The organism is Microbulbifer flavimaris, assembly GCF_001641755.2.
GTDB lineage: Bacteria > Pseudomonadota > Gammaproteobacteria > Pseudomonadales > Cellvibrionaceae > Microbulbifer > Microbulbifer flavimaris.
This window is the reverse complement of the sequence record NZ_LRFG02000002.1, coordinates 226,983-245,045: the sequence shown is the minus strand read 5'-3', so window position 1 is coordinate 245,045 and position 18,063 is coordinate 226,983. Positions and strand designations below refer to the sequence as shown.

Here is an 18,063-nt window from a genome sequence, read left to right as displayed (position 1 = left end):
CCACGCCAGCTAAACTCAGAGAGTACGGACCAGTCGCGCAACTTCGAAAGCGAGAGGTATTCGGAAATGAAGCGCATAGGGATGTTCGCATTACCAGTATTTCTGGCATTGGGGCTGCAAGGGTGTGTTTTCCTGCCGGCCGAAGCGCCGGAAGGCTACGACCCGTTCTTCTTTGATCCCGATGAACATGCCACTTCGGCGGACTTTGTCGAGGTCGGGAATTTCCAGCCCAACTCTAAACTCCCGCCAGCATCCAGTCGTCATTGTGATGTCGACGCCGATATGGGGAGTATGGGTTCTGCCTGCTGGTTCTTTCCGGTAATGCGTGTCTATTGAGCCATATGAGCCATAGCCCACGGGCCACCCCGGCTTACCCAGAGCAAAGACAAGGCGATTCCTATGCGTAAGACAATGAGTATTTTTTTGGCGTTGGCGGCGGCAACCATGCTCTCTGCTTGCGGGACGCATGACCCCCGCAGCGATGTAGTGTACCCCTATACCCAGCCGGTTCCGCGCACTCCGGTCCACGCGGAGCAGAGGCCCAGCTACGACGGTTGTCCGGGGGATGCGGAAGAGCTGGCCCCAGGTTCCATCTGTCCCTCCACGGCCCAGTGCTTTGAAGCCGGCGGCAAGCGGTGCATCGTCTATGAGAAATAAACTACTCGGATTGGCCGCAGCAAGCGCAATCCTTTGTGGGTGTGCGGGAACCAGTTTCAATGGCTATTGGGGCGACCTGAGTGGACACCCCGTATATCCGGGCTTCCCCGACAGCACCCTGCCGCTGGAACTCGTACCCGCTTTCCCGCGGGAGTGCCTGACCGGGGACATGCTGGTTTCCTACCCGGAACAATGTGGCTTTGACGGCAGTGGCTGCTACCAACTGATGTCCGGAGCGTGGTGCTCCGCAGCTACCGCATCGCTCAGTCACTGCCCAGAGGGCACCGTTGAAATCGAGCCCGGCGCAGAGTGCCCCGAGGGCAGCGATTGCTGGATGCATGCCAGCAACCTCCGCTGCCAGATGGTTTATCCGGTGGACAGCAAGTAAACGGGCTTCTGTCCCGGCCCCCTCTTGCGCCGACCCATTGCGGTCGGCGCTTGCCACAATTTTCTTCACGAAATAGATCGTGTCAGAGGGCATGCCGATTGTGCCCCCGCCGGGCTGTGCGTGGACGAAAGCCCCGTGATCATGGCAAGAGCGACTGACGGCTGGGTGGGATGATTTCCGGGAGAGCGGATTTACACCGCCGGGGCAGCGGACACTGGGCGGTGCCCGCTGCTGGTGATGCGGGGGCTCAGGAAGCTTTCTTCACGTACAGGCTGCACCAGCCGTCCGGGCTGATTTCACCCTCCACCACCTGGCAGCCATTGGGGTCGGTCCAGAATTGGCAGTCCACACACTTCTGGCCGTCTTTCGGTGTGTCCTGATACTGTACCGCTTCTTTGCTGGCCTTGCCCTGTGCGCGGGCTGGCTGGTCGGGCAGCATGACCGCTGGGATCAGCACTGCCGAACATCCCATCAGGCGCAGGAACTTGCGCCGCTCGATACCGGATTTTGAATCGCTCATGATTCGGCTCCTAAGTGAGACGATGATTTTCACAACGGTAAACCGGCACACGGGGTCTGCCGGCTTGAGTAGACCGTTAGCGAAAGTCTAGTAGCCGATTTTCGTTTTTTCCCTGCATTACAGTTGCCTGAAAAACGCAATGCAAGGCATTCTCAAATGCGATTTTATTGGAGGGGGTTGCCCGGCCAGATTGTGCACTGCATGGCGGGGCATAACGGGCGATGCCGTTGCTATTTTCAGTGACCTTTTTGCGGCAGCCAGAGCTCTACCTCGAGGCCGCCCCGATCGCGATTGCGCAACTGCAGGCGCCCGCCGTGGGCCTCGACGATCTCGCGGCAGAGGGCCAGTCCCAGGCCGACCCCCTGTGGCTTGGTGGAGAAAAAGGGCAGCAGCGCCTGCTGCAACACTTTTTCACTCATACCATGGCCGCGGTCGCGAACCACAATTTTCTGGCCGCTGCGATCGGAGCGGAGTTCCACTTCAATATCTTCTGCCGTGCTGCCGGATTCGCTGGCATTCTTGAGCAGGTTCAGCAGAGCCTGTTCAAGTTGCACCGGGTCGAAGTAGCCGGGCCGCTCAGGCAAAGTCCCGCTGAGGGAAAATGTCTGTAGCGGGCTGATGCGATCCAGTAACTTCTGCCAGGGCACTTCCTCGCAACTCGGCGGCGGCAACTTGGCGAAGCGGGCATAGCCCTGGGTGAACTCGGTCAGGTGCTGGCAGCGCTCCGCTATCGTGTCGAACACCCGCGCCAGGGACTTGGCATCGGAACTACCGGTCTCTTCATCCAACCGCTGGGCCAGCATCATGCCGCTGTGAGCCATGGAAGAAATTGGGGCGAGGGAATTGTTTAACTCGTGGCTGATCAGGCGGATGACCTTTTTCCATACCTGGACTTCCGCACGGGTCAATTCCCGGGTCATATCGCGAATCAGGATCAGGTGGTGTTTCTGTGCATTCAACACGAATACGCTTTTACCCACGTGCATGGTGTGGCTGCCATCACTGTCGGTAAAACTGAACAGGCCTTCTTCCCGGCTCTGGATTGCACTGGCCAGTTCCCCAGGGCAGTGGGGCAGCAATTGCGTGAGAGTCAGTCCCTGGATCGGCCTTCCCTTGTGCAGCAGCTGGCGAGCACTGCTGTTGGCATAGATCACATGGTCGGACTGGTCGACGAGAAGCAGGGCCTGCGGAGAACTCTGAATGACAGTGTCGAGTAAAAGCTCGCGCTGGTGAATATGGGCCCGCTCACGGCGAAGGATTTCTGCTACCTCGTTATACAGTTTGGCAAGACGGCTGAACTCGTCGCTCTGGTCCAGGACAAGGGAAACAGAAAAGTCCCCGTCGCGGAAATTCAGCAGGCCACCCTCGAGGGTTTTCAGCCCCAGTTGCGCAGGACCGGTGACCCGGCGCAGTAACAACAGCAGGACGGGGAGCGCGAGCAGCAGTCCCCCGGACCAGGCGAGCCGGGTATCCGCCCCCAGTTCAATCAGTAAAAAGGGCAGGCTGGTACCTGCCAGCACTGCAACGAGGGCCACTGCAGTTATTCGGGCTTCTAGCGTCAGACGTTGCCACATCAGTAGGGAATACCGTATTTCTCCAGGCGTCGATAAAGCGCCTGGCGGCTCAGTCCAAGCTCCCGGGCGGCCTGGGCAATGATGCCGTCACAATTGGCGAGGGTTTGTTCCAGCAATTCGCGACTGGGCTCGAAACTGATTTCTGCCCGGCTGCTCTTTTCCTGTGCGGGCAGTGCCAGGGTCTGCGCATCGATGGTTGCCGAGCGGCTTAGCACTGCAGCGCGCTGCATGCTGTTTTGCAGTTCCCGGACATTGCCGGGCCAGCTGTACTGAACCAGTGCCTGCTGCGCATCGGGAGCCAGCTGTTTATCTTCTCCGAGAAAACTCCGGGCGAGGGGCAGAATATCTTCGGGACGCTCGCACAGCGGAGGCAGCCGCAGTTCGATGACATTGAGGCGGTAGAAGAGGTCCTGTCGGAAACGCCCGCTCTCGATCAGCGCGGGCAGATCGGCATTGGTCGCACTGATGACCCTGACCTGCACGTGGCGGGTCTCACTGCTGCCGAGGCGCTGGAACTCACCGGTTTGCAGCACCCGTAGCAGTTTCACCTGACCACTGGCGGAGAGCTCACCGATTTCGTCCAGAAACAGCGTACCGCCATCCGCCGCCTCGAAGCGCCCCTGTCGCGCCCGGTTGCCGGCCCCTGTATAGGCGCCGGGCTCCGCACCGAACAGCTCCGCTTCCATCAGTTCCTCGGGCAGGGCTCCCACATTGACCTTGATGTAGGGGCCCTCGTGTATGAGCGAGTTGGCCTGCAGAATATCGGCGATCTTTTCCTTGCCTGCGCCGTTGGGGCCGATAATCAGCACCGGTACATCAGAGCGGGCGACCTGGGTGGCCATCTCCAGCAGCTTCTGCATGGCATCGCTGCGATAAACAATGCCCTGCAAATCGAAATTCTGATGCAGGCGCTCCCGCGCCGCGAGTGCCTGTTGCTGGCTGTGGCGCTGTCGCTGCTGCAGGTCATTGAGTTCCAGCAGGTTCTTGACGGTGGCGACGAGCTTGTTGTCATCCCAGGGCTTGCCCACGTAATCCGCGGCCCCGGCCTTGACCAGTTCCACCGCCATCTCCAGCTGTGTCCAGGCCGTGAGCAGGATCACCGGCAGATCAGGATTGATTTCCCGGATCGCGTAGAACAGCTCGCGCCCCTCTTCGCCGGAGGTGGTGTCGGCGGTGAAGTTCATATCCTGGATCACCAGGCCGATGTCCGGCTGCTCACGCAAAAGCTGCAGGCCGGCCTGCGGGGTGAGAGCGCTGGCGGTGTCGATTCGGTGCAGGGATAACAGCATTTCCAGGGCGGTGATGATGCCCTGGTTGTCGTCGATGATTAAGACTTTGTCCATGCTGATGGTGGTGGCCTCAAATGGGAAACGGGCGCAAGCGCCCGTTTCTGGTCTCTTTTTTTATGAGAGCAGCCTCATTCTACACGCTACGTGTGGCAGTGGCAGGCGAAATATTGGCTGCCCGCAGCGCCGGTACCAGGGCTGCAGCGAGGCTCACCCCGAGCAGGAAGAGCGCACACGAGATGGTCACGATTGGTGGCAATGCCGGCTGGTTGAACTCGCTGGCGAGAAAACCATTGAAGACCTGCGCTGCTGCCGCACCCAGCGCGATGCCGGTCACGGCGATGATCAGGTTTTCCAGCAGGAAGTAGCGGCTGATGGCGCTGCGGGTCGCGCCGAGGGCACGCCGCACTCCAATCTGCTTCTGCCGCTGGGTGATCCAGAATACGGTCAGACCGACAATACCCAGAGCCACGATAAAGGTAAGCAGAATGACGACGCTGGCCAGTACCTTGATCATGGTGTTGTCACTGGCGTACTGCTGAGCTTTCTGTTCCTCCATTGTGTCGGCGTTGATCACACGGTTGGGATCACGTTCGGCCAGTTTCTCCTCCACCAGCTTCAACACAGCATCACGCTGTCCGGGCTCGGCGCGCACGATGTAATAGAACCACTGATCCATGATTGCCGGGTAGAAGACGCCGCGTCCGGCAACGGAGGAGTTTGGCCAGGGGCCCAGGTTGCGCTCGACGATGCCGACAACTTCGATGGGATGATCGTCGCCACCGAGGAAAAACGCTTTGCCGAGGGCGTTGCCTTCGGGGAATACCTCATCGGCAAACTTCTGCGTGACGACAGCCACTGTCGGGCGCTCGCTGCTGGTGGCACCGACCTGCATGACCTCTTCCGGGGAAAAGCCGCGGCCGGCCGTCAGTTTCATGCCCAGTGCATCAATAAAGTGCTCATCCACGGTGTAGTAGTTGGCACTAATACCCCCGGTCTCCTTGTTTGGTTCCGTGTAAAAGCCGCTGGCGGAGCCGCTGCCGGAAAGGGGGACATGGTTGCTGATGGTGGCGCTGGCGACACCGGGCAGTGAACGGATCATATCCAGGTCCAGCCGGAAGGCCTCGAACTTGTCATAGTCCTCCGGGATGGCCAGGAAACTGAAGCTGTTGATGTCCTCTACAGCGAGGCCCGTCGGGCGGGAGATGCGCTCGCTGCGCTCATCGATCACCACCAGCGCGTTGCTGACAATGGCCAGGGTCAGCCCCAATTGCAGGGCAATCAGCAGGGCGGAAACTTTGTGGCGCCAGAGCGCCGATAAAATGGGTCTCAGTTCCAGCATGGTACTTTCCTCTCTGACCGCTTGGGCCTTACTGGGTCTTCAGGTAGATGGAAGGGTTGGTACGGCTGATTCGCCAGGCCGGGTACAGACCGGCAAGCAGGCTGGACAGAACCGCAAGGCCGATGGCCGCCAGCATCATGGCCCAGTCCATCGCAGCGACACGGTCCATGTAGCCCATCTGTAGCTGGCGAATCAGGCCCAGCCCGGCAAGGGTCAGCAGAATACCCACCAGGCCACCGGCAAGACCCACACAACCGCTCTCCACCAGGTGCTGGCTGAATACGGATTGCCGGCTCGCGCCCAGTGCCCGACGCACGCCTGCCTCTGGAGCCTTGCGCAGGAACTTTGCCAACAGTAAAGCCACGGCATTGACCAGGCACACGAGCAGGAAGGCCAGTGACAGCCAGCTCAGCATACGATCATCGCCATCCACGACCTCATTCAGGGTCAGCCATTCGGAGGGGTGGCTGAGGCCAAACTTCAGCGGTCGGGGGAAGCGGCCCTGGGCTTTCTGCTCACGGATATAGCCCGTCAGGAAATCCCCGTAGCGTTCCACCTGCTCGGCACTGTCCAGCTGGACCCAGTACTGGAGCCACACCATGTCACTGTTGAGGCGATCCTCGTAGCTGTTGATTTCCTCCGATTTCCAGCCATTGGTGTTGCCCCAGGGATAAATCTCAAACTGGCGATGCAGTCCAAACGGCAGGAAAATTTCGGCAGAGTCATTAAAGTGACCATTGTTCAGGTCGTGGACCTTGGGGCTGGGCTGCCAGTGCTCGGTGACACCAACCACCGTAAACGCCGCGCCGTTGAAGTTGACGCTGCGGCCCACACTGTTTTCACCCCCGAACAGCCTGTCATTGGTCTTTTCCGACAGTACGATCTGCTGCACCGGGTTGTTGTCGGCCTCAGCAGTCCAGGTGCCGCCGTAGATAAACGGCACATCAAACAGGGCGAAGAAGTCCCGGCTGGTAACGCGGGCGTCGGCAATAAACGGGCGTATTTCTGAATTTTCCAGGGTGATAGGCCCGCCCCAGCGATGCATGGCTACCTGGTTCGAGGGAATATCCGAACGCAGCAGGCGGACGGCATCCTGGTAGGTCACCTGCCAGGGCATTTCGCTGGAGTTGTCCACGCCGTTCGTGGCAGACCAGCTGTCAAGCTGCACGGCATATAGCACTTCGTTTTTTTCAGCCAGTGCATTGCGGGACATCATGTAGTTGAGGGTCAATGTCGTCATAGCTGCGCCGACGCCCACGGCGATGGCGGCCACCATCAGAGCACTCAAGATGGGCGTACTGCGCAGGCTGCGGAGCGCCAGGGAGATGTAGTATCCGATCATGGGTTGACTCCCTTAAGCAATTTCCGCTGTGGCAGGTGCCGTGGCCCGGTGCAGGTCGGAGACCTGGCCATCGACAATCTGGATATTGCGATGCGCGCGGCGGGCCAGGTCCGGGTCGTGGGTGACCATGACGATGGTGGTGCCCCATTCATTGATGAATTCCAGCAACTCCATGACCTGGCGGGCCATCAGGGAGTCCAGGTTACCGGTGGGCTCATCCGCGAGCAGGAAACGGGGCTCGCCAGCCAGGGCGCGGGCGATGGCGACACGCTGTTGCTGACCGCCGGAAAGCTGTGCTGGCAGGTGCTTGGCGCGGGCCGACAGACCCACCTGGTCGAGGACTTTTTCGATACGTTTCTTACGCTCTTTGGCATTGAAGCCGCGATAGCGCAGCGGTACGTCGATGTTGTCGAACAGGTTCAGGTCAGGGATCAGGTTGAAGCCCTGGAAAATAAAGCCGATCTTTTCATTGCGCAGGCGCGAGCGCTGGCGGTCGTTGAGATTGCTCACGTCCTCACCATCCAGCCGGTATTCGCCCCCTGTCGGGGTTTCCAGCAGGCCGGCGATATTGAGGAAGGTGGTCTTGCCGGAGCCGCTGGGGCCGGTGACGGAAACAAACTCGCCTTCGTCCACCTCCAGGCTGAAATCGCGCAGCGCGTGGGTTTCGATGGTATCGGTGCGATAACTCTTACGAATGTTGTGCATTTTCAGCATGGTGGTTTCCCTTTTCTCTCAAGTTGGTTCCGAATTTTGTGTCAGTAATTCAATAATTTGATGCTGCCCCAGCGTCTCATTGAGCGCGCGGGATGCCTGTAATGTCTGTTTCTGCTTCAACTGTCTTGGCAGCTGCACCAGCGGGGCCTGCTTGCGGGACACGCTGTGGATACCTCCCTGTACGCTCTCTGCGGCCGTCCCTGGCCGCAGAAGGTCCCGCAAGCAGGCCCCGCTGATGCAGCTTTCCGGTCAACGTCGATTGTGTTTCTTGAAGGGCTTCAGACGGGGAGGGTTTGCTCGCACCTGGCTGGCCCTGTTTTGCGAATCAGTCTTTCAACGCAACCAGTTGCGCCCGCTCCAGTACCTCGTCGGCGGAGATAATGATCTGGTCGCCTTCCTGCAGGCCGGAGACGATCTCTACCTGGTTCAGACCCAGGGCGCCGATCTGGATTGGCACCCGCACGGCCTCGCCTTCGCCGTTGAGTTTCCAGGCGTAGCGTCCGCCGCTCTGGTCCAGGAATCCGCCGCGGCGGACCAGGATTACGTCGCTTCGGTTTTCCAGCAGGATGCGGGCGGTCAGGCGCAGGTTCTGGCGCAGGTTTTCTGGTTGCTGATCGGTAAAGCGCACCCGCGCCTGTACCTGGTTGTCGATCACCTCGGGGGAGATGGCGGTGATTTCGCCGGGCAGCTTGCGCCCGCCCAGGTTGATTTCAACCGCCATGGCGAGCCCCAGGTCGTCGGCGTAGTTTTCCGGCACGGCGGCTTCGAGCTCAAAGCTGGAGAGGTCGACGACAGTGATCAGCGGTGCATTGCGGGCCACGGCGCTGCGCTGTGTTACCGCGAGGCTGCCAACAGTGCCGTCTACCGGAGAGGTGATGCGGAGCTCCTTGACCTTGCGTTCAAGCTCTTCCACCTGAAGTTTCTGTTGGGAGAGCTGCAGTTCCAGGGTCTGGGTCTCAAAGGCCAGGGCCTCCTGTTCCAGCGCGGCGTTCTGCTCGGCCTGGTCGTATTCGAGCTGGGCGCGGGCCAGGTCATCGGAAGCCTTCTCAAAGTCGAGTTGGGAGATGATCTGCTTTTCCATGGACAGCTCGGCGCGCTTGCGTTCCCGCTGGGCCGCGATCAGGGTGACCTTGGCCAGGTCCGCCCGCTGGCGGTTTTCCAGCTGCTGGCGCTTGGCCTGGATTTTCTGCCGCTGCAGTTCCACATCCAGCTTGGTGAGCAATGCCCGCTGTTGGGCGAGTTCGCTGTCCAGCTCCGGGCTGTCCACTTCCGCCAGTAGCTGTCCCGCCTGCACGGTATCCCCGGCTTTAACGGCAAACTTGACGATGCCCTGGGCCGGGCTGAAAAGGGTGGGGCTGTTGGCGGCGACTACGCGGCCCTGCACCACCAGGTCCCGGATCAGGTCTCCACGCTCTACCTGGGCGATGTTGACCTGTGACAGTGACACGGTCCCGTCAACGCTGCTGGTACGCCACCAGCTGCTGGCGCCCCAGGCGAGGAAGGTCGCAACGGCGATGGCCGCGGCGCCCAGCTGGAGGTTGCGTGGTCTCTTCCACGCCGGAGTTGATTTCAAGACGACATCCTGCCCGGAGGTATCTCTGATCATTCTTGTTTCCGTTCCATCATTGAACTCGACCCATCCGGGTAACCCGCTCTTGTGTGACGCGGCAGCCACCCGGTTCGGATGCAGGCCCTGTCAGACTGTGCGACGGGCTGCTCTGAAAGAGGGTTTAGCAAGGGCTGTGCCAGCTTTGCTTTATGCAGTAACTGCCTGAATTTGAATGATTTTTTTAGAATTTTGACAGTTGCCGTCCGGGGCGGGGTGTCCGCTGTCAGTGTCCGCTGTCCGGTTGTCCGCGGTGCGGACAGGGGCTTGTCTCTTTATGGAGATCGGGCCTCGTGTTAGAGTGCGCGCCCTTTTTTTGATCAATTGTTGTTCACCCGCACGGGACTCCCTTCGATATGCTGCTGTCTTCGACGAAAGCCGACTGGTTCGGCAATATCCGCCGCGATGTGCTGGCGGGCCTGGTGGTCGCCCTGGCGCTGATCCCCGAGGCCATTGCCTTCTCCATCATTGCCGGTGTCGACCCCCGCGTCGGCCTCTACGCCTCTTTCTGTATTGCGGTGGTGATTGCCTTTGTGGGCGGCCGCCCCGGTATGATTTCCGCGGCCACGGGGGCCATGGCGCTGCTGATGGTGACGCTGGTGAAGGAACACGGCCTGGAGTACCTGTTGGCGGCGACGCTGCTGACCGGGGTGCTGCAGATCATCGCCGGTTACCTGAAGCTCGGCAGTCTGATGAGTTTTGTCTCCCGGGCAGTGGTGACGGGATTTGTGAATGCGCTGGCGATCCTGATCTTTATGGCGCAGATGCCGGAACTGATCGGCGCCGGTTGGCAGGTCTACGCCATGACGGCGGCGGGTCTGGGTATTATCTACCTGTTCCCTTACATCCCGGTGGTGGGCAAGATCATTCCCTCGCCGCTGGTCTGTATTCTGGCGTTGACCGCGGTGGCGGTGACCATGGGCATTGATATCCGCACCGTGGGTGACATGGGTGACCTGCCGGATACGCTGCCGATTTTCCTGTGGCCCGATGTGCCGCTGAATTTCGAGACCCTGCAGATTATCTTCCCCTACTCCGCCGCACTGGCAGTGGTGGGCCTGCTGGAATCCCTGATGACGGCCACTATCGTCGACGACCTGACCGATACCACCAGCGACAAGAACCGCGAGTGCAAGGGCCAGGGCATCGCCAACCTCGCCGCCGGCAGCATGGGCGGCATGGCGGGCTGTGCGATGATCGGCCAGTCGGTGATCAATGTGAAATCCGGTGGCCGGGGTCGTTTGTCCACGCTGGTGGCCGGTGTGGGCCTGCTCACACTGGTGGTGTTCCTCAGCGACTGGGTGGCAGTAATTCCCATGGCCGCACTGGTGGCGGTGATGATCATGGTTTCCATCGGTACCTTTAACTGGGATTCCGTGCGCAACCTGAAGCACCACCCGCTCTCCACCAACATCGTCATGCTGGCCACAGTGGTTGTGGTAGTGTGGACACACAACCTGGCCTATGGTGTATTGGTCGGCGTCCTGCTGGCGTCCCTGTTCTTCGCCAACAAGGTCGGCCACTTTATGTATGTGGCGTCGGAACTGGATGAAGAGAACAGCTGCCGCACTTACCGTGTTGTAGGGCAGGTGTTTTTCAACTCCGCCGACAAGTTCGTTGATGCATTTGATTTCAAGGAAGTGGTGGATAAGGTGGTCATCGACCTCAGCCGCGCCCACTTCTGGGATGTGTCTGCGGTGTATGCCCTGGACAAGTCGGTGGTGAAATTTCGCCGCGAGGGCGCCGAGGTGGAGCTGGTGGGCCTTAATGAGGCCAGTGAGACCATCGTCGACCGTTTTGGTGTACACGACAAGCCGGAAGAGATTGAGAGAGTCCTCGGAGGACATTGATGAGCGACAAGGACAATAACAATAAGGCTTTCACTGTGAACGGTGGCGAGCCAGTCGTGCTGACCTGTGTCGACGGCTCCCGTTTTACCGGTGCCGTGTGTGATTATGCGGCCTGGATTGCCGGGCGCACCGGTGCGCCGCTGAAGCTGCTGCACAATATCGAGCGCAGCAATGTGCCCGCGGTGGCGGACCTGAGCGGCAGTATCGGCTTTGGCAGCCAGGAGGAGTTGCTGGAGGAACTAACGGCCCTCGAGCAGCAGCGTTCTCAGCTGCTGGTGCAGCAGGGCAAACTGATGCTGCAGGCGGCTCGTGAACGGGTGGTTCAAGCGGGCATCGAGCAGGTTGAGACCTGTCAGCGTCACGACAGTCTGCCGGAGTCCCTGGTTGAGCTGGAGGATCGTATTCGGGTCCTGGTGCTGGGTATTCGCGGCGAGGAGCACGGCGAGGACCAGCAGGGACTGGGCTCGCAGCTGGAAACCGTGGTGCGCTCGCTGCACAAGCCGATTCTGGTGGTCAATCAGGAGTTCGCTCGCCCGGAGCGGATGATGCTGGCCTACGATGGCAGTGAGGCCGCGCGCAAGGCGCTGCGTATGGTGGCGGACAGCCCGGCGTTTCGCGATGTCAGCTGTCACCTGGTGTTCGTGGGTGATGCCGAGAAGGCGGAAACACTGCTGGCCGAGGCAAGTGCAACGTTGGAAACTGCGGGTCTGAGCGTGACCGCCAACCGCCTCTCCGGCAAGACCGTGGAGGCGCTTATCGATTACCAGCGCGAGCATGCCATCGACCTCACCGTAATGGGTGCCTTCAGTCACAATCGGCTGCGGGACCTGCTCATGGGCAGTATTACCGCAAAGATGTTATTGAAAACCTCGCAGCCTTTGTTGCTGTTGCGCTGACGCACTGCGTCGGCGGAGGCTGCCTCGGAACACTCGCTCGAGGCAATCATGACGCAGACTGGTCCCAGTACTCCAAAAGAAACCCCGGCGCCGGGCGCATTCCGCCGGCGCTATCGCCAGCACTACATCGGTCCCCGTTACAGCGGTTGGCTGCATCTGGCTTTTACCGTTACAGTCAGCCTGGTACTGATCACCTTTTGCCTGCTCCAGCTGAGCAACCCTGCCTGGTATCAGTGGCTGACGGTGCCGCTGGCATTTATCTATATCAACCTGATGGAGTATTGGGGGCATCGTGGCCCCATGCATCGGGCTCCCCGCGGCTGGCGTCGCCGCCTTTTATCCGGCGTGTACCAACGCCACACTCTGCGCCATCACCGTTTTTTTCGTCACGATGCCATGGCATTTGAGGGCAGCCGGGACTTCCACGCGGTCCTGTTCCCGCCTGTGCTGGTGATCTTCTTTCTTCTGGTGACCGTTCTGCCGACAGGGCTGCTGATTGCCTGGCTGCTGGGCAGTAATGTGGGCTGGCTCTACGGGGCGACGGTGTTTGGTTATTTTCTCAATTACGAGCTGCTGCACTATGCGTACCACACCCGGGAGAACTCCATCATCGGGCGCCTGCCCGGCATGTCGCGTTTGCGCCGCTTGCACACCGCGCATCACAATCCGAGGCTGATGGGCAAATACAACTTCAATATCACCTATCCACTAGGGGACTGGCTGTTCGGCACCCTTTACCGGGCGCCGAACGTTACTTCCGCCTCGTCAGAGTCCGGTGAGTTCAGCCAGCCAGCCGCTGTTCGCGGTCCGCGACTGTAGCCTCCCGAGCCTGGTCCAGCGTCATGCCCGCTTTTTTGTGCGGCGTTGGCCGACCCTCGAGATCCAGGGCTACAAAGACAATGCGCTCCACCTGCAAAATCCGCTCGCGGGTCTGCTTGTTGCGGACCTCACAGTGAATGGTGAGGGATGTGCGGCCGATATCGACTACCTCGAAGCCAAATTCCACAACGTCGCCGCAGAAGGCGGAGCTAACGAAGTCGATTTCCGACATCAACTTGGTAACGACCATTGGGGTACCCATCTGGCAGCCGGCAAAAATGGCTGCCTCCTCGTCGATCCAGGCCAGCAGTTGACCCCCGAACAGCCGCTGAGCCGGATTCAGGTCCGCGGGTTTTACGAAATGACGTGAATAGTATTTCATGGGTACCTCTCTGCCTCTTGCGTAAATGAGTGGGGAGTGAAAGGGGCCGCTATCCGTCGCGGCCCGGGCCTGTGCCACAAGGCACCGGCGTTGATTTCACTCACTCAGGGAGTTGCACTATCCGTGCCAGCTGCCGGTCGACCGCGTATCGGGCGCTGCGCGGCAGTGGCTTCCCGGTCGCGGCTGGCTTTCGCACCAGCACCGGGCCCCGCGCCCTGCGTCGGGGCACCTGTCTGCCAACCTCCTTGGCCGCTTTGGCCGAGGCCCCGGATATTCTGGACAGGCAGATTTGCCCGGGTCACCTATGCCTCTGGACTGACCGGTAATCCCCCGTAGAATGGGCACCCTGCTGTGACCGGCCGACCACGCAGGTGGTCGGGTCGCGGCCCCGAACAATCGCGGTGTGCGCGTGAGCCCTGGCTTGCGCGCTGCCCAGTATCCCCAACGACGAAGGGAGAGAATTCGGCATGATTATTCAGCCAAAAGTGCGAGGCTTTATCTGTACCAATGCCCACCCGCAGGGCTGTGCCGCCAACGTGCGTGAGCAGATCGACTACATCAAGGCGCAGTCGCCGATCGAGGGTGGCCCCAAAAACGTGTTGGTGGTGGGTGCTTCCACTGGCTACGGCCTGGCTTCCCGCATCGCCGCCGCCTTTGGCAGTGGCGCCAACACCCTGGGGGTGTTTTTTGAAAAGCCGCCCACGGAAAAGCGCACTGCCTCTGCAGGTTATTACAATGCCGCAGCGTTCGAAGAGGAGGCGCACAAGGCCGGGCTGTATGCCAAGAGCATCAATGGCGATGCTTTCTCCGATGAGGTGAAGGCCCAGGCCATCGAAATGATCAAGCAGGACATGGGCAAGGTGGATCTGGTTGTCTACAGCCTCGCTTCCCCGCGTCGCAAGGACCCAAAAACCGGCGAGCTGCACTCCTCCGTGCTGAAGCCGATCGGCAAGTCCTACACTGCCCGCAACCTCAATACCGACAAGCTGGAAATCTCTGACATCACCCTCGAGCCCGCCAACGAGGAAGAGATCGCGGCCACCGTGAAGGTAATGGGCGGCGAGGACTGGGAGCTGTGGCTGGATGCGCTCGGCGAAGCCGGCGTGCTCACCGATGACTGCAAGACTGTGGCCTACACCTATATCGGTGAGCAGCTGACCTGGCCTATCTACGGCCACGCCACCATCGGCAAGGCAAAAGAGGACCTGGACCGCGCGGCCAAGGAAATTACCGCAAGCGGCAAGGCGGACGCGCACGTCGCCGTACTGAAGGCACTGGTCACCCAGTCCAGTTCCGCCATTCCGGTGATGCCCCTGTACATCTCTCTTGTTTACAAGGTGATGAAAGAAGAGGGTACCCATGAGGGCTGTATCGAGCAGCTCTACCGCCTGTACACGGAAGGCCTGTATACCGACAGCCCGCGCCTGGACAACGACAACCGCTATCGGGTGGACGACAAGGAACTGCGTCCCGAGACCCAGGCCAAGATTGAAAAGCTGTGGCCGGAAGTCACCGAGGAAAACCTGTTCGAACTGACCGATTACAAGGGTTACCAGGCCGACTTCCTGAAGCTGTTCGGTTTCGGCGTTGATGGTATCGACTACGAGGCGGACACAAGCCCCGTGGTAAAGGCAGACTTCGAATAACTGTCGATCACTGGAGCGGCGCCCGCCGCTCCAGTATTTTTCCGCAGATTACTCTCCAAACTCTCCCCAATCTCTCCCCAATCTCCCCTGCCGTTGCTCACGCAACCCACTGATCCTGCAATCCCCGATCTGCATCCTGCATAATGCAAGGCATATTCGAGTGACAGGAGCTTTCCATGGAATACCGCAAGCTTGGCACCACCGGTCTGGATGTCAGCGTGATTTGCCTGGGCACCATGACCTACGGCGAACAGAACACGGAAGCGGAGGCTTTCGAGCAACTGGACTATGCGCTGGATCGGGGTGTGAACTTTATCGACTGCGCTGAGATGTATCCGGTGCCGCCGCGTGCGGAAACCCAGGGGCGCACTGAGGAGTACATCGGTAACTGGCTCGCGGCGCGGGGAAACCGGGATCAGCTGATTCTCGCCACCAAAGTGACCGGCCGAGGTGATGCCAATTCCGGCGTCGGTCATGTTCGCGGCGGCCCCCGCCTGAATCGCGAGCAGATTTTTGCCGCCTGCGACGAATCCCTACAGCGGCTGCGCACGGATTACATCGATCTTTACCAGGTGCACTGGCCAGAGCGGCAGACCAACTTCTTCGGTCGCCTCGGTTACGAGCATGGCAGCGATGACGGTATCGCTATCGCGGAAACCGTCGATGCGCTGGAGGAACTGGTCAAGGCCGGTAAGGTGCGTCACATTGGCGTTTCCAATGAGACTCCCTGGGGCATGATGGAATACCTGAAGCTGTCCGCAGCCCAGGGAAAACCGCGCATCGCCAGTATTCAGAATCCCTACAACCTGTTGAATCGGACCTTCGAGGTGGGCTGTGCCGAAATGGCAATCCGCGAGCAGTGTGGCCTGCTGGCGTATTCACCACTGGCATTCGGGGCCCTGTCTGGCAAATACCTCGGCGGGCAAAAACCTGCCGGTGCGCGCCTGACCCTGTTCGAGCGCTTCCAGCGTTACACCGGGCCAAGGGCGGAGGCGGCGATGGCTGAATACGTGCGGCTGGCTGGTGAGGCCGGTCTCGATCCGGCGCAGATGGCACTGGCCTTCGTCAATCAGCAGCCGTTTGTGACCGCCAATATCATCGGCGCGACAACGATGGAGCAGTTACGCAGCGATATCGACAGCATTTCCATCGTGCTGGATCAGGCTGTTTTGGAGCGGATCGAAGCAATCCACGGCGAGAACCCGAATCCTGCCCCCTGAACCGGAGCGGGTTAGGTGGTGGGGCGTGTTGCCGCCGGCGAGCGCCCAGACGCGGTTGAATTCTCCGGCGGCAGCCCAAAGGTCTTGGATAGGGGAGGGCTGGCGAGCCATCCCGGCGAGGCGTGATCGCCTTTCGTCACCGTGAGGCCGGCAGTGCCCTCTATAATTGACCGATAGGAGGCAGAACAACCCTATGCCACTTTCAGCTGGAGCCGCCATGGATACTTCGACACATCACAACCTGAATGACCTGTTTGCGCAGCTTGGTCTCGCTTCCGAGGATGCTGCGATTGACGAGTTTATTGCCCGCCATCACCTGGCCGGCGACCAGAAGCTCGCCCAGGCACCTTTCTGGTCCGACGGGCAGCGCGAGTTTCTGAAAGAAGCGATCCAGGATGATTCGGACTGGTGCGAAGTGGTCGACGAGCTGGATACGCTGCTGCGCCATTAAAGTTGCCAGTTCGCTCCGTTGTCACTGGCCGCCGGGGCTGATGCCGGAGCAAGCTTGATACCAACAACAAGGACATCCTGCGTGAGGCCTCCGGGGTGAGCATGTGGCGCCCACGGTTGCAGAGTACCAGCGGCGCGAACCTTCCGCCGGGCTGAGGCGGCTCGCAGCGGTTCATGTCGTCGGGCAGCCTGGCGGGAACCTTGCCCTGGCCGCTTGGTAACAGTTGCGATTGCGCAGCCCACATCATCAGGATGGGGCAGGTCCGCCTGGGCGGCGCATTGGCAGGGATTTATCCGCTATAATGCGCCGCTTTCTCACTCTCTGGCGGCAATCGATCCCCCTGGCATATGGAAAAACCGCATTTCCGCGCGGCATTACTGCATCCGCGCTACTGGCCGACATGGCTCCTTTTCGGTCTCTGGTACCTGGTGGCTCAGCTGCCCTACCGCTGGCAGCTGGGTATTGGCCGGTTGCTGGGGCGGCTGATGCTGCGCCTGGCTCCCAGCCGCCGGACCATCGCCGAACGCAATCTGGCCCTGTGTTTCCCCGAAAAGAGCGAATCGGAACGCAGTGCTCTCCTACGGCGTAATTTTGAGTCCAATGGTATCGCCCTGATGGAAACCGGCATGGCCTGGTTCCGCTCCAGTCGCTGGTTGCGAAAGCGCTTCACCATCGAGGGGCTGGAACACCTGCAGGGGCCGGCGGAGCGCGGGCAGGGTGTGGTGATGCTGGCGATGCATTTCACCACTCTGGAGATCGGCGCCCAATTCATGTCCCTGAGCCACCCGGTGGACGGGATGTACCGGCCGCACAAGAACCCGGTCTATGACTATATGCAGCGCAAGGGCCGGGAGCGCCACGGTGCGGACTCGGAGGTATTCCAGCGCAAGGATGTACGCGGCATGCTGCGGGCGCTGAAGCGGGGCCGTGCGGTCTGGTATGCGCCGGATCAGGACTACGGCATCAAGCAGGGGGTGTTTGCCCCGTTGTTCGGTCAGCCTGCGGCAACGGTCACCGGCACCTCACGCTTTGCCCGTGTGGGTCGTGCACAGGTGGTGCCCTATATCGTAACCCGGCTGGAGGAGGGCGCCGGCTACCGGGTCAAGATTTACCCACCCATCGAGGAAATTCCCTCCGGAGACGAACTGAAGGACGCTGTGCTGGTCAATCAGTTTGTCGAAGCGCGCATGCGCGAGAACCCGGAGCAGTACATGTGGGTTCACCGGCGCTTCAAAACCCGCCCTCCGGGGGAGCCGGGCATATACGACGGCGTGCGCAAGCGTAAGAAAAAGCGCAGGAAGGTCGCGGGTTAGCGATTCGAGAGACAGCTCTCCGGGCGCTCTGGCATCTGCCCCCGGTGCTCAGTAACA

At 60.4% G+C, this 18,063-nt stretch carries 18 protein-coding genes; 10 read left to right on the top strand and 8 right to left on the bottom strand.

Annotated elements, in window-relative coordinates:
- Nucleotides 1–66: 66 nt before the first annotated feature.
- The 3 genes from AWR36_RS05890 to AWR36_RS16075 all read left to right on the top strand — a co-directional run bounded on the left by AWR36_RS05890 (nt 67) and on the right by AWR36_RS16075 (nt 1,045).
- Nucleotides 67–336, top strand: a complete 270-nt coding sequence (locus AWR36_RS05890; RefSeq protein ID WP_141398479.1) for a hypothetical protein — start codon at nt 67–69, stop codon at nt 334–336.
- A 63-nt stretch (nt 337–399) separates the two neighbouring features.
- Entirely contained in the window at nt 400–657 is a 258-nt protein-coding gene (locus AWR36_RS05885; RefSeq protein WP_067082473.1) for a hypothetical protein, read from the top strand.
- On the top strand, nt 647–1,045 hold the full coding sequence (locus AWR36_RS16075; protein WP_141398478.1) for a hypothetical protein: 399 nt from the start codon (nt 647–649) through the stop codon (nt 1,043–1,045). The genes AWR36_RS05885 and AWR36_RS16075 overlap by 11 nt, the downstream gene beginning before the upstream one ends.
- Before the next feature lie 247 nt (nt 1,046–1,292).
- Here AWR36_RS16075 and AWR36_RS05875 read toward each other — a convergent pair whose 3' ends face one another.
- The 7 genes from AWR36_RS05875 to AWR36_RS05845 form a co-directional block, all read right to left on the bottom strand.
- Entirely contained in the window at nt 1,293–1,565 is a 273-nt protein-coding gene (locus AWR36_RS05875; RefSeq protein ID WP_067082467.1) for a high-potential iron-sulfur protein, read from the bottom strand.
- Between the two features lie 236 nt (nt 1,566–1,801).
- A complete protein-coding gene (locus AWR36_RS05870) occupies nt 1,802–3,100 on the bottom strand; it encodes a sensor histidine kinase (RefSeq protein WP_231745266.1) in 1,299 nt (432 codons plus the stop codon).
- 38 nt (nt 3,101–3,138) lie between these two features.
- The gene (locus AWR36_RS05865; RefSeq protein WP_067082462.1) at nt 3,139–4,482 is read right to left on the bottom strand and encodes a sigma-54-dependent transcriptional regulator; all 1,344 of its coding nucleotides are present in this window, start codon (nt 4,480–4,482) and stop codon (nt 3,139–3,141) included.
- Between the two features lie 79 nt (nt 4,483–4,561).
- On the bottom strand, nt 4,562–5,767 hold the full coding sequence (locus AWR36_RS05860) for an ABC transporter permease (protein ID WP_067082458.1): 1,206 nt from the start codon (nt 5,765–5,767) through the stop codon (nt 4,562–4,564).
- Nucleotides 5,768–5,795: 28 nt separating this feature from the next.
- Entirely contained in the window at nt 5,796–7,109 is a 1,314-nt protein-coding gene (locus AWR36_RS05855; RefSeq protein WP_067082455.1) for an ABC transporter permease, read from the bottom strand.
- A 12-nt stretch (nt 7,110–7,121) separates the two neighbouring features.
- Nucleotides 7,122–7,823 (bottom strand): ABC transporter ATP-binding protein, encoded by a 702-nt coding sequence (locus AWR36_RS05850; protein WP_067082452.1) that lies wholly within the window; start codon nt 7,821–7,823, stop codon nt 7,122–7,124.
- Nucleotides 7,824–8,148: 325 nt separating this feature from the next.
- A complete protein-coding gene (locus AWR36_RS05845; protein WP_067082450.1) occupies nt 8,149–9,429 on the bottom strand; it encodes an efflux RND transporter periplasmic adaptor subunit in 1,281 nt (426 codons plus the stop codon).
- 356 nt (nt 9,430–9,785) lie between these two features.
- On the opposite strand from AWR36_RS05845, the gene AWR36_RS05840 reads away from it, so the two are divergent.
- Genes AWR36_RS05840 through AWR36_RS05830 form a run of 3 tightly spaced genes read left to right on the top strand, consistent with a single transcriptional unit; the run spans nt 9,786 to nt 12,994 of the window.
- On the top strand, nt 9,786–11,279 hold the full coding sequence (locus AWR36_RS05840; protein WP_067082447.1) for a SulP family inorganic anion transporter: 1,494 nt from the start codon (nt 9,786–9,788) through the stop codon (nt 11,277–11,279).
- A complete protein-coding gene (locus AWR36_RS05835) occupies nt 11,279–12,175 on the top strand; it encodes a universal stress protein (protein ID WP_067082446.1) in 897 nt (298 codons plus the stop codon). Before AWR36_RS05840 ends, AWR36_RS05835 begins: the two co-directional genes overlap by 1 nt.
- Before the next feature lie 48 nt (nt 12,176–12,223).
- Nucleotides 12,224–12,994, top strand: a complete 771-nt coding sequence (locus AWR36_RS05830; protein WP_067082443.1) for a sterol desaturase family protein — start codon at nt 12,224–12,226, stop codon at nt 12,992–12,994.
- Here the strand turns inward: AWR36_RS05830 and AWR36_RS05825 are convergent.
- A complete protein-coding gene (locus AWR36_RS05825; protein ID WP_067082438.1) occupies nt 12,957–13,376 on the bottom strand; it encodes an acyl-CoA thioesterase in 420 nt (139 codons plus the stop codon). The genes AWR36_RS05830 and AWR36_RS05825 overlap by 38 nt on opposite strands.
- 467 nt (nt 13,377–13,843) lie before the next feature.
- Here AWR36_RS05825 and fabV point away from each other — a divergent pair, with 467 nt between their 5' ends.
- The 4 genes from fabV (at nt 13,844) to lpxL (ending at nt 18,006) form a co-directional block, all read left to right on the top strand.
- Nucleotides 13,844–15,022: an enoyl-ACP reductase FabV gene (gene fabV / locus AWR36_RS05820; protein WP_067082434.1), complete on the top strand. Its 1,179-nt coding sequence runs from the start codon at nt 13,844–13,846 to the stop codon at nt 15,020–15,022.
- A 176-nt stretch (nt 15,023–15,198) separates the two neighbouring features.
- Nucleotides 15,199–16,242, top strand: coding sequence for an NADP(H)-dependent aldo-keto reductase (locus AWR36_RS05815; protein WP_067082432.1), 1,044 nt, complete (start codon nt 15,199–15,201; stop codon nt 16,240–16,242).
- 217 nt (nt 16,243–16,459) lie between these two features.
- Nucleotides 16,460–16,693 carry a DUF2789 domain-containing protein gene (locus AWR36_RS05810; protein ID WP_067082430.1) on the top strand — a complete coding sequence of 78 codons (234 nt, stop codon included), beginning with the start codon at nt 16,460–16,462 and terminating at the stop codon, nt 16,691–16,693.
- A 347-nt stretch (nt 16,694–17,040) separates the two neighbouring features.
- Complete coding sequence (lpxL, locus tag AWR36_RS05805) at nt 17,041–18,006, top strand: LpxL/LpxP family Kdo(2)-lipid IV(A) lauroyl/palmitoleoyl acyltransferase (protein ID WP_067082428.1); 966 nt, start codon at nt 17,041–17,043, stop codon at nt 18,004–18,006.
- Nucleotides 18,007–18,063 lie beyond the last annotated feature (57 nt).

Coding starts and splice junctions, on each gene's coding strand:
- AWR36_RS05825 (WP_067082438.1), bottom strand. CDS start 13,376: ATGAAATACTATTCACGTCATTTCGTAAAACCCGCGGACCTGAATCCG.
- AWR36_RS05850 (WP_067082452.1), bottom strand. CDS start 7,823: ATGCTGAAAATGCACAACATTCGTAAGAGTTATCGCACCGATACCATC.
- fabV (WP_067082434.1), top strand. CDS start 13,844: ATGATTATTCAGCCAAAAGTGCGAGGCTTTATCTGTACCAATGCCCAC.
- AWR36_RS05835 (WP_067082446.1), top strand. CDS start 11,279: ATGAGCGACAAGGACAATAACAATAAGGCTTTCACTGTGAACGGTGGC.
- AWR36_RS05830 (WP_067082443.1), top strand. CDS start 12,224: ATGACGCAGACTGGTCCCAGTACTCCAAAAGAAACCCCGGCGCCGGGC.
- lpxL (WP_067082428.1), top strand. CDS start 17,041: ATGGAAAAACCGCATTTCCGCGCGGCATTACTGCATCCGCGCTACTGG.
- AWR36_RS05855 (WP_067082455.1), bottom strand. CDS start 7,109: ATGATCGGATACTACATCTCCCTGGCGCTCCGCAGCCTGCGCAGTACG.
- AWR36_RS05885 (WP_067082473.1), top strand. CDS start 400: ATGCGTAAGACAATGAGTATTTTTTTGGCGTTGGCGGCGGCAACCATG.
- AWR36_RS16075 (WP_141398478.1), top strand. CDS start 647: ATGAGAAATAAACTACTCGGATTGGCCGCAGCAAGCGCAATCCTTTGT.
- AWR36_RS05890 (WP_141398479.1), top strand. CDS start 67: ATGAAGCGCATAGGGATGTTCGCATTACCAGTATTTCTGGCATTGGGG.
- AWR36_RS05845 (WP_067082450.1), bottom strand. CDS start 9,429: ATGATCAGAGATACCTCCGGGCAGGATGTCGTCTTGAAATCAACTCCG.
- AWR36_RS05810 (WP_067082430.1), top strand. CDS start 16,460: ATGGATACTTCGACACATCACAACCTGAATGACCTGTTTGCGCAGCTT.
- AWR36_RS05840 (WP_067082447.1), top strand. CDS start 9,786: ATGCTGCTGTCTTCGACGAAAGCCGACTGGTTCGGCAATATCCGCCGC.
- AWR36_RS05865 (WP_067082462.1), bottom strand. CDS start 4,482: ATGGACAAAGTCTTAATCATCGACGACAACCAGGGCATCATCACCGCC.
- AWR36_RS05815 (WP_067082432.1), top strand. CDS start 15,199: ATGGAATACCGCAAGCTTGGCACCACCGGTCTGGATGTCAGCGTGATT.
- AWR36_RS05860 (WP_067082458.1), bottom strand. CDS start 5,767: ATGCTGGAACTGAGACCCATTTTATCGGCGCTCTGGCGCCACAAAGTT.
- AWR36_RS05875 (WP_067082467.1), bottom strand. CDS start 1,565: ATGAGCGATTCAAAATCCGGTATCGAGCGGCGCAAGTTCCTGCGCCTG.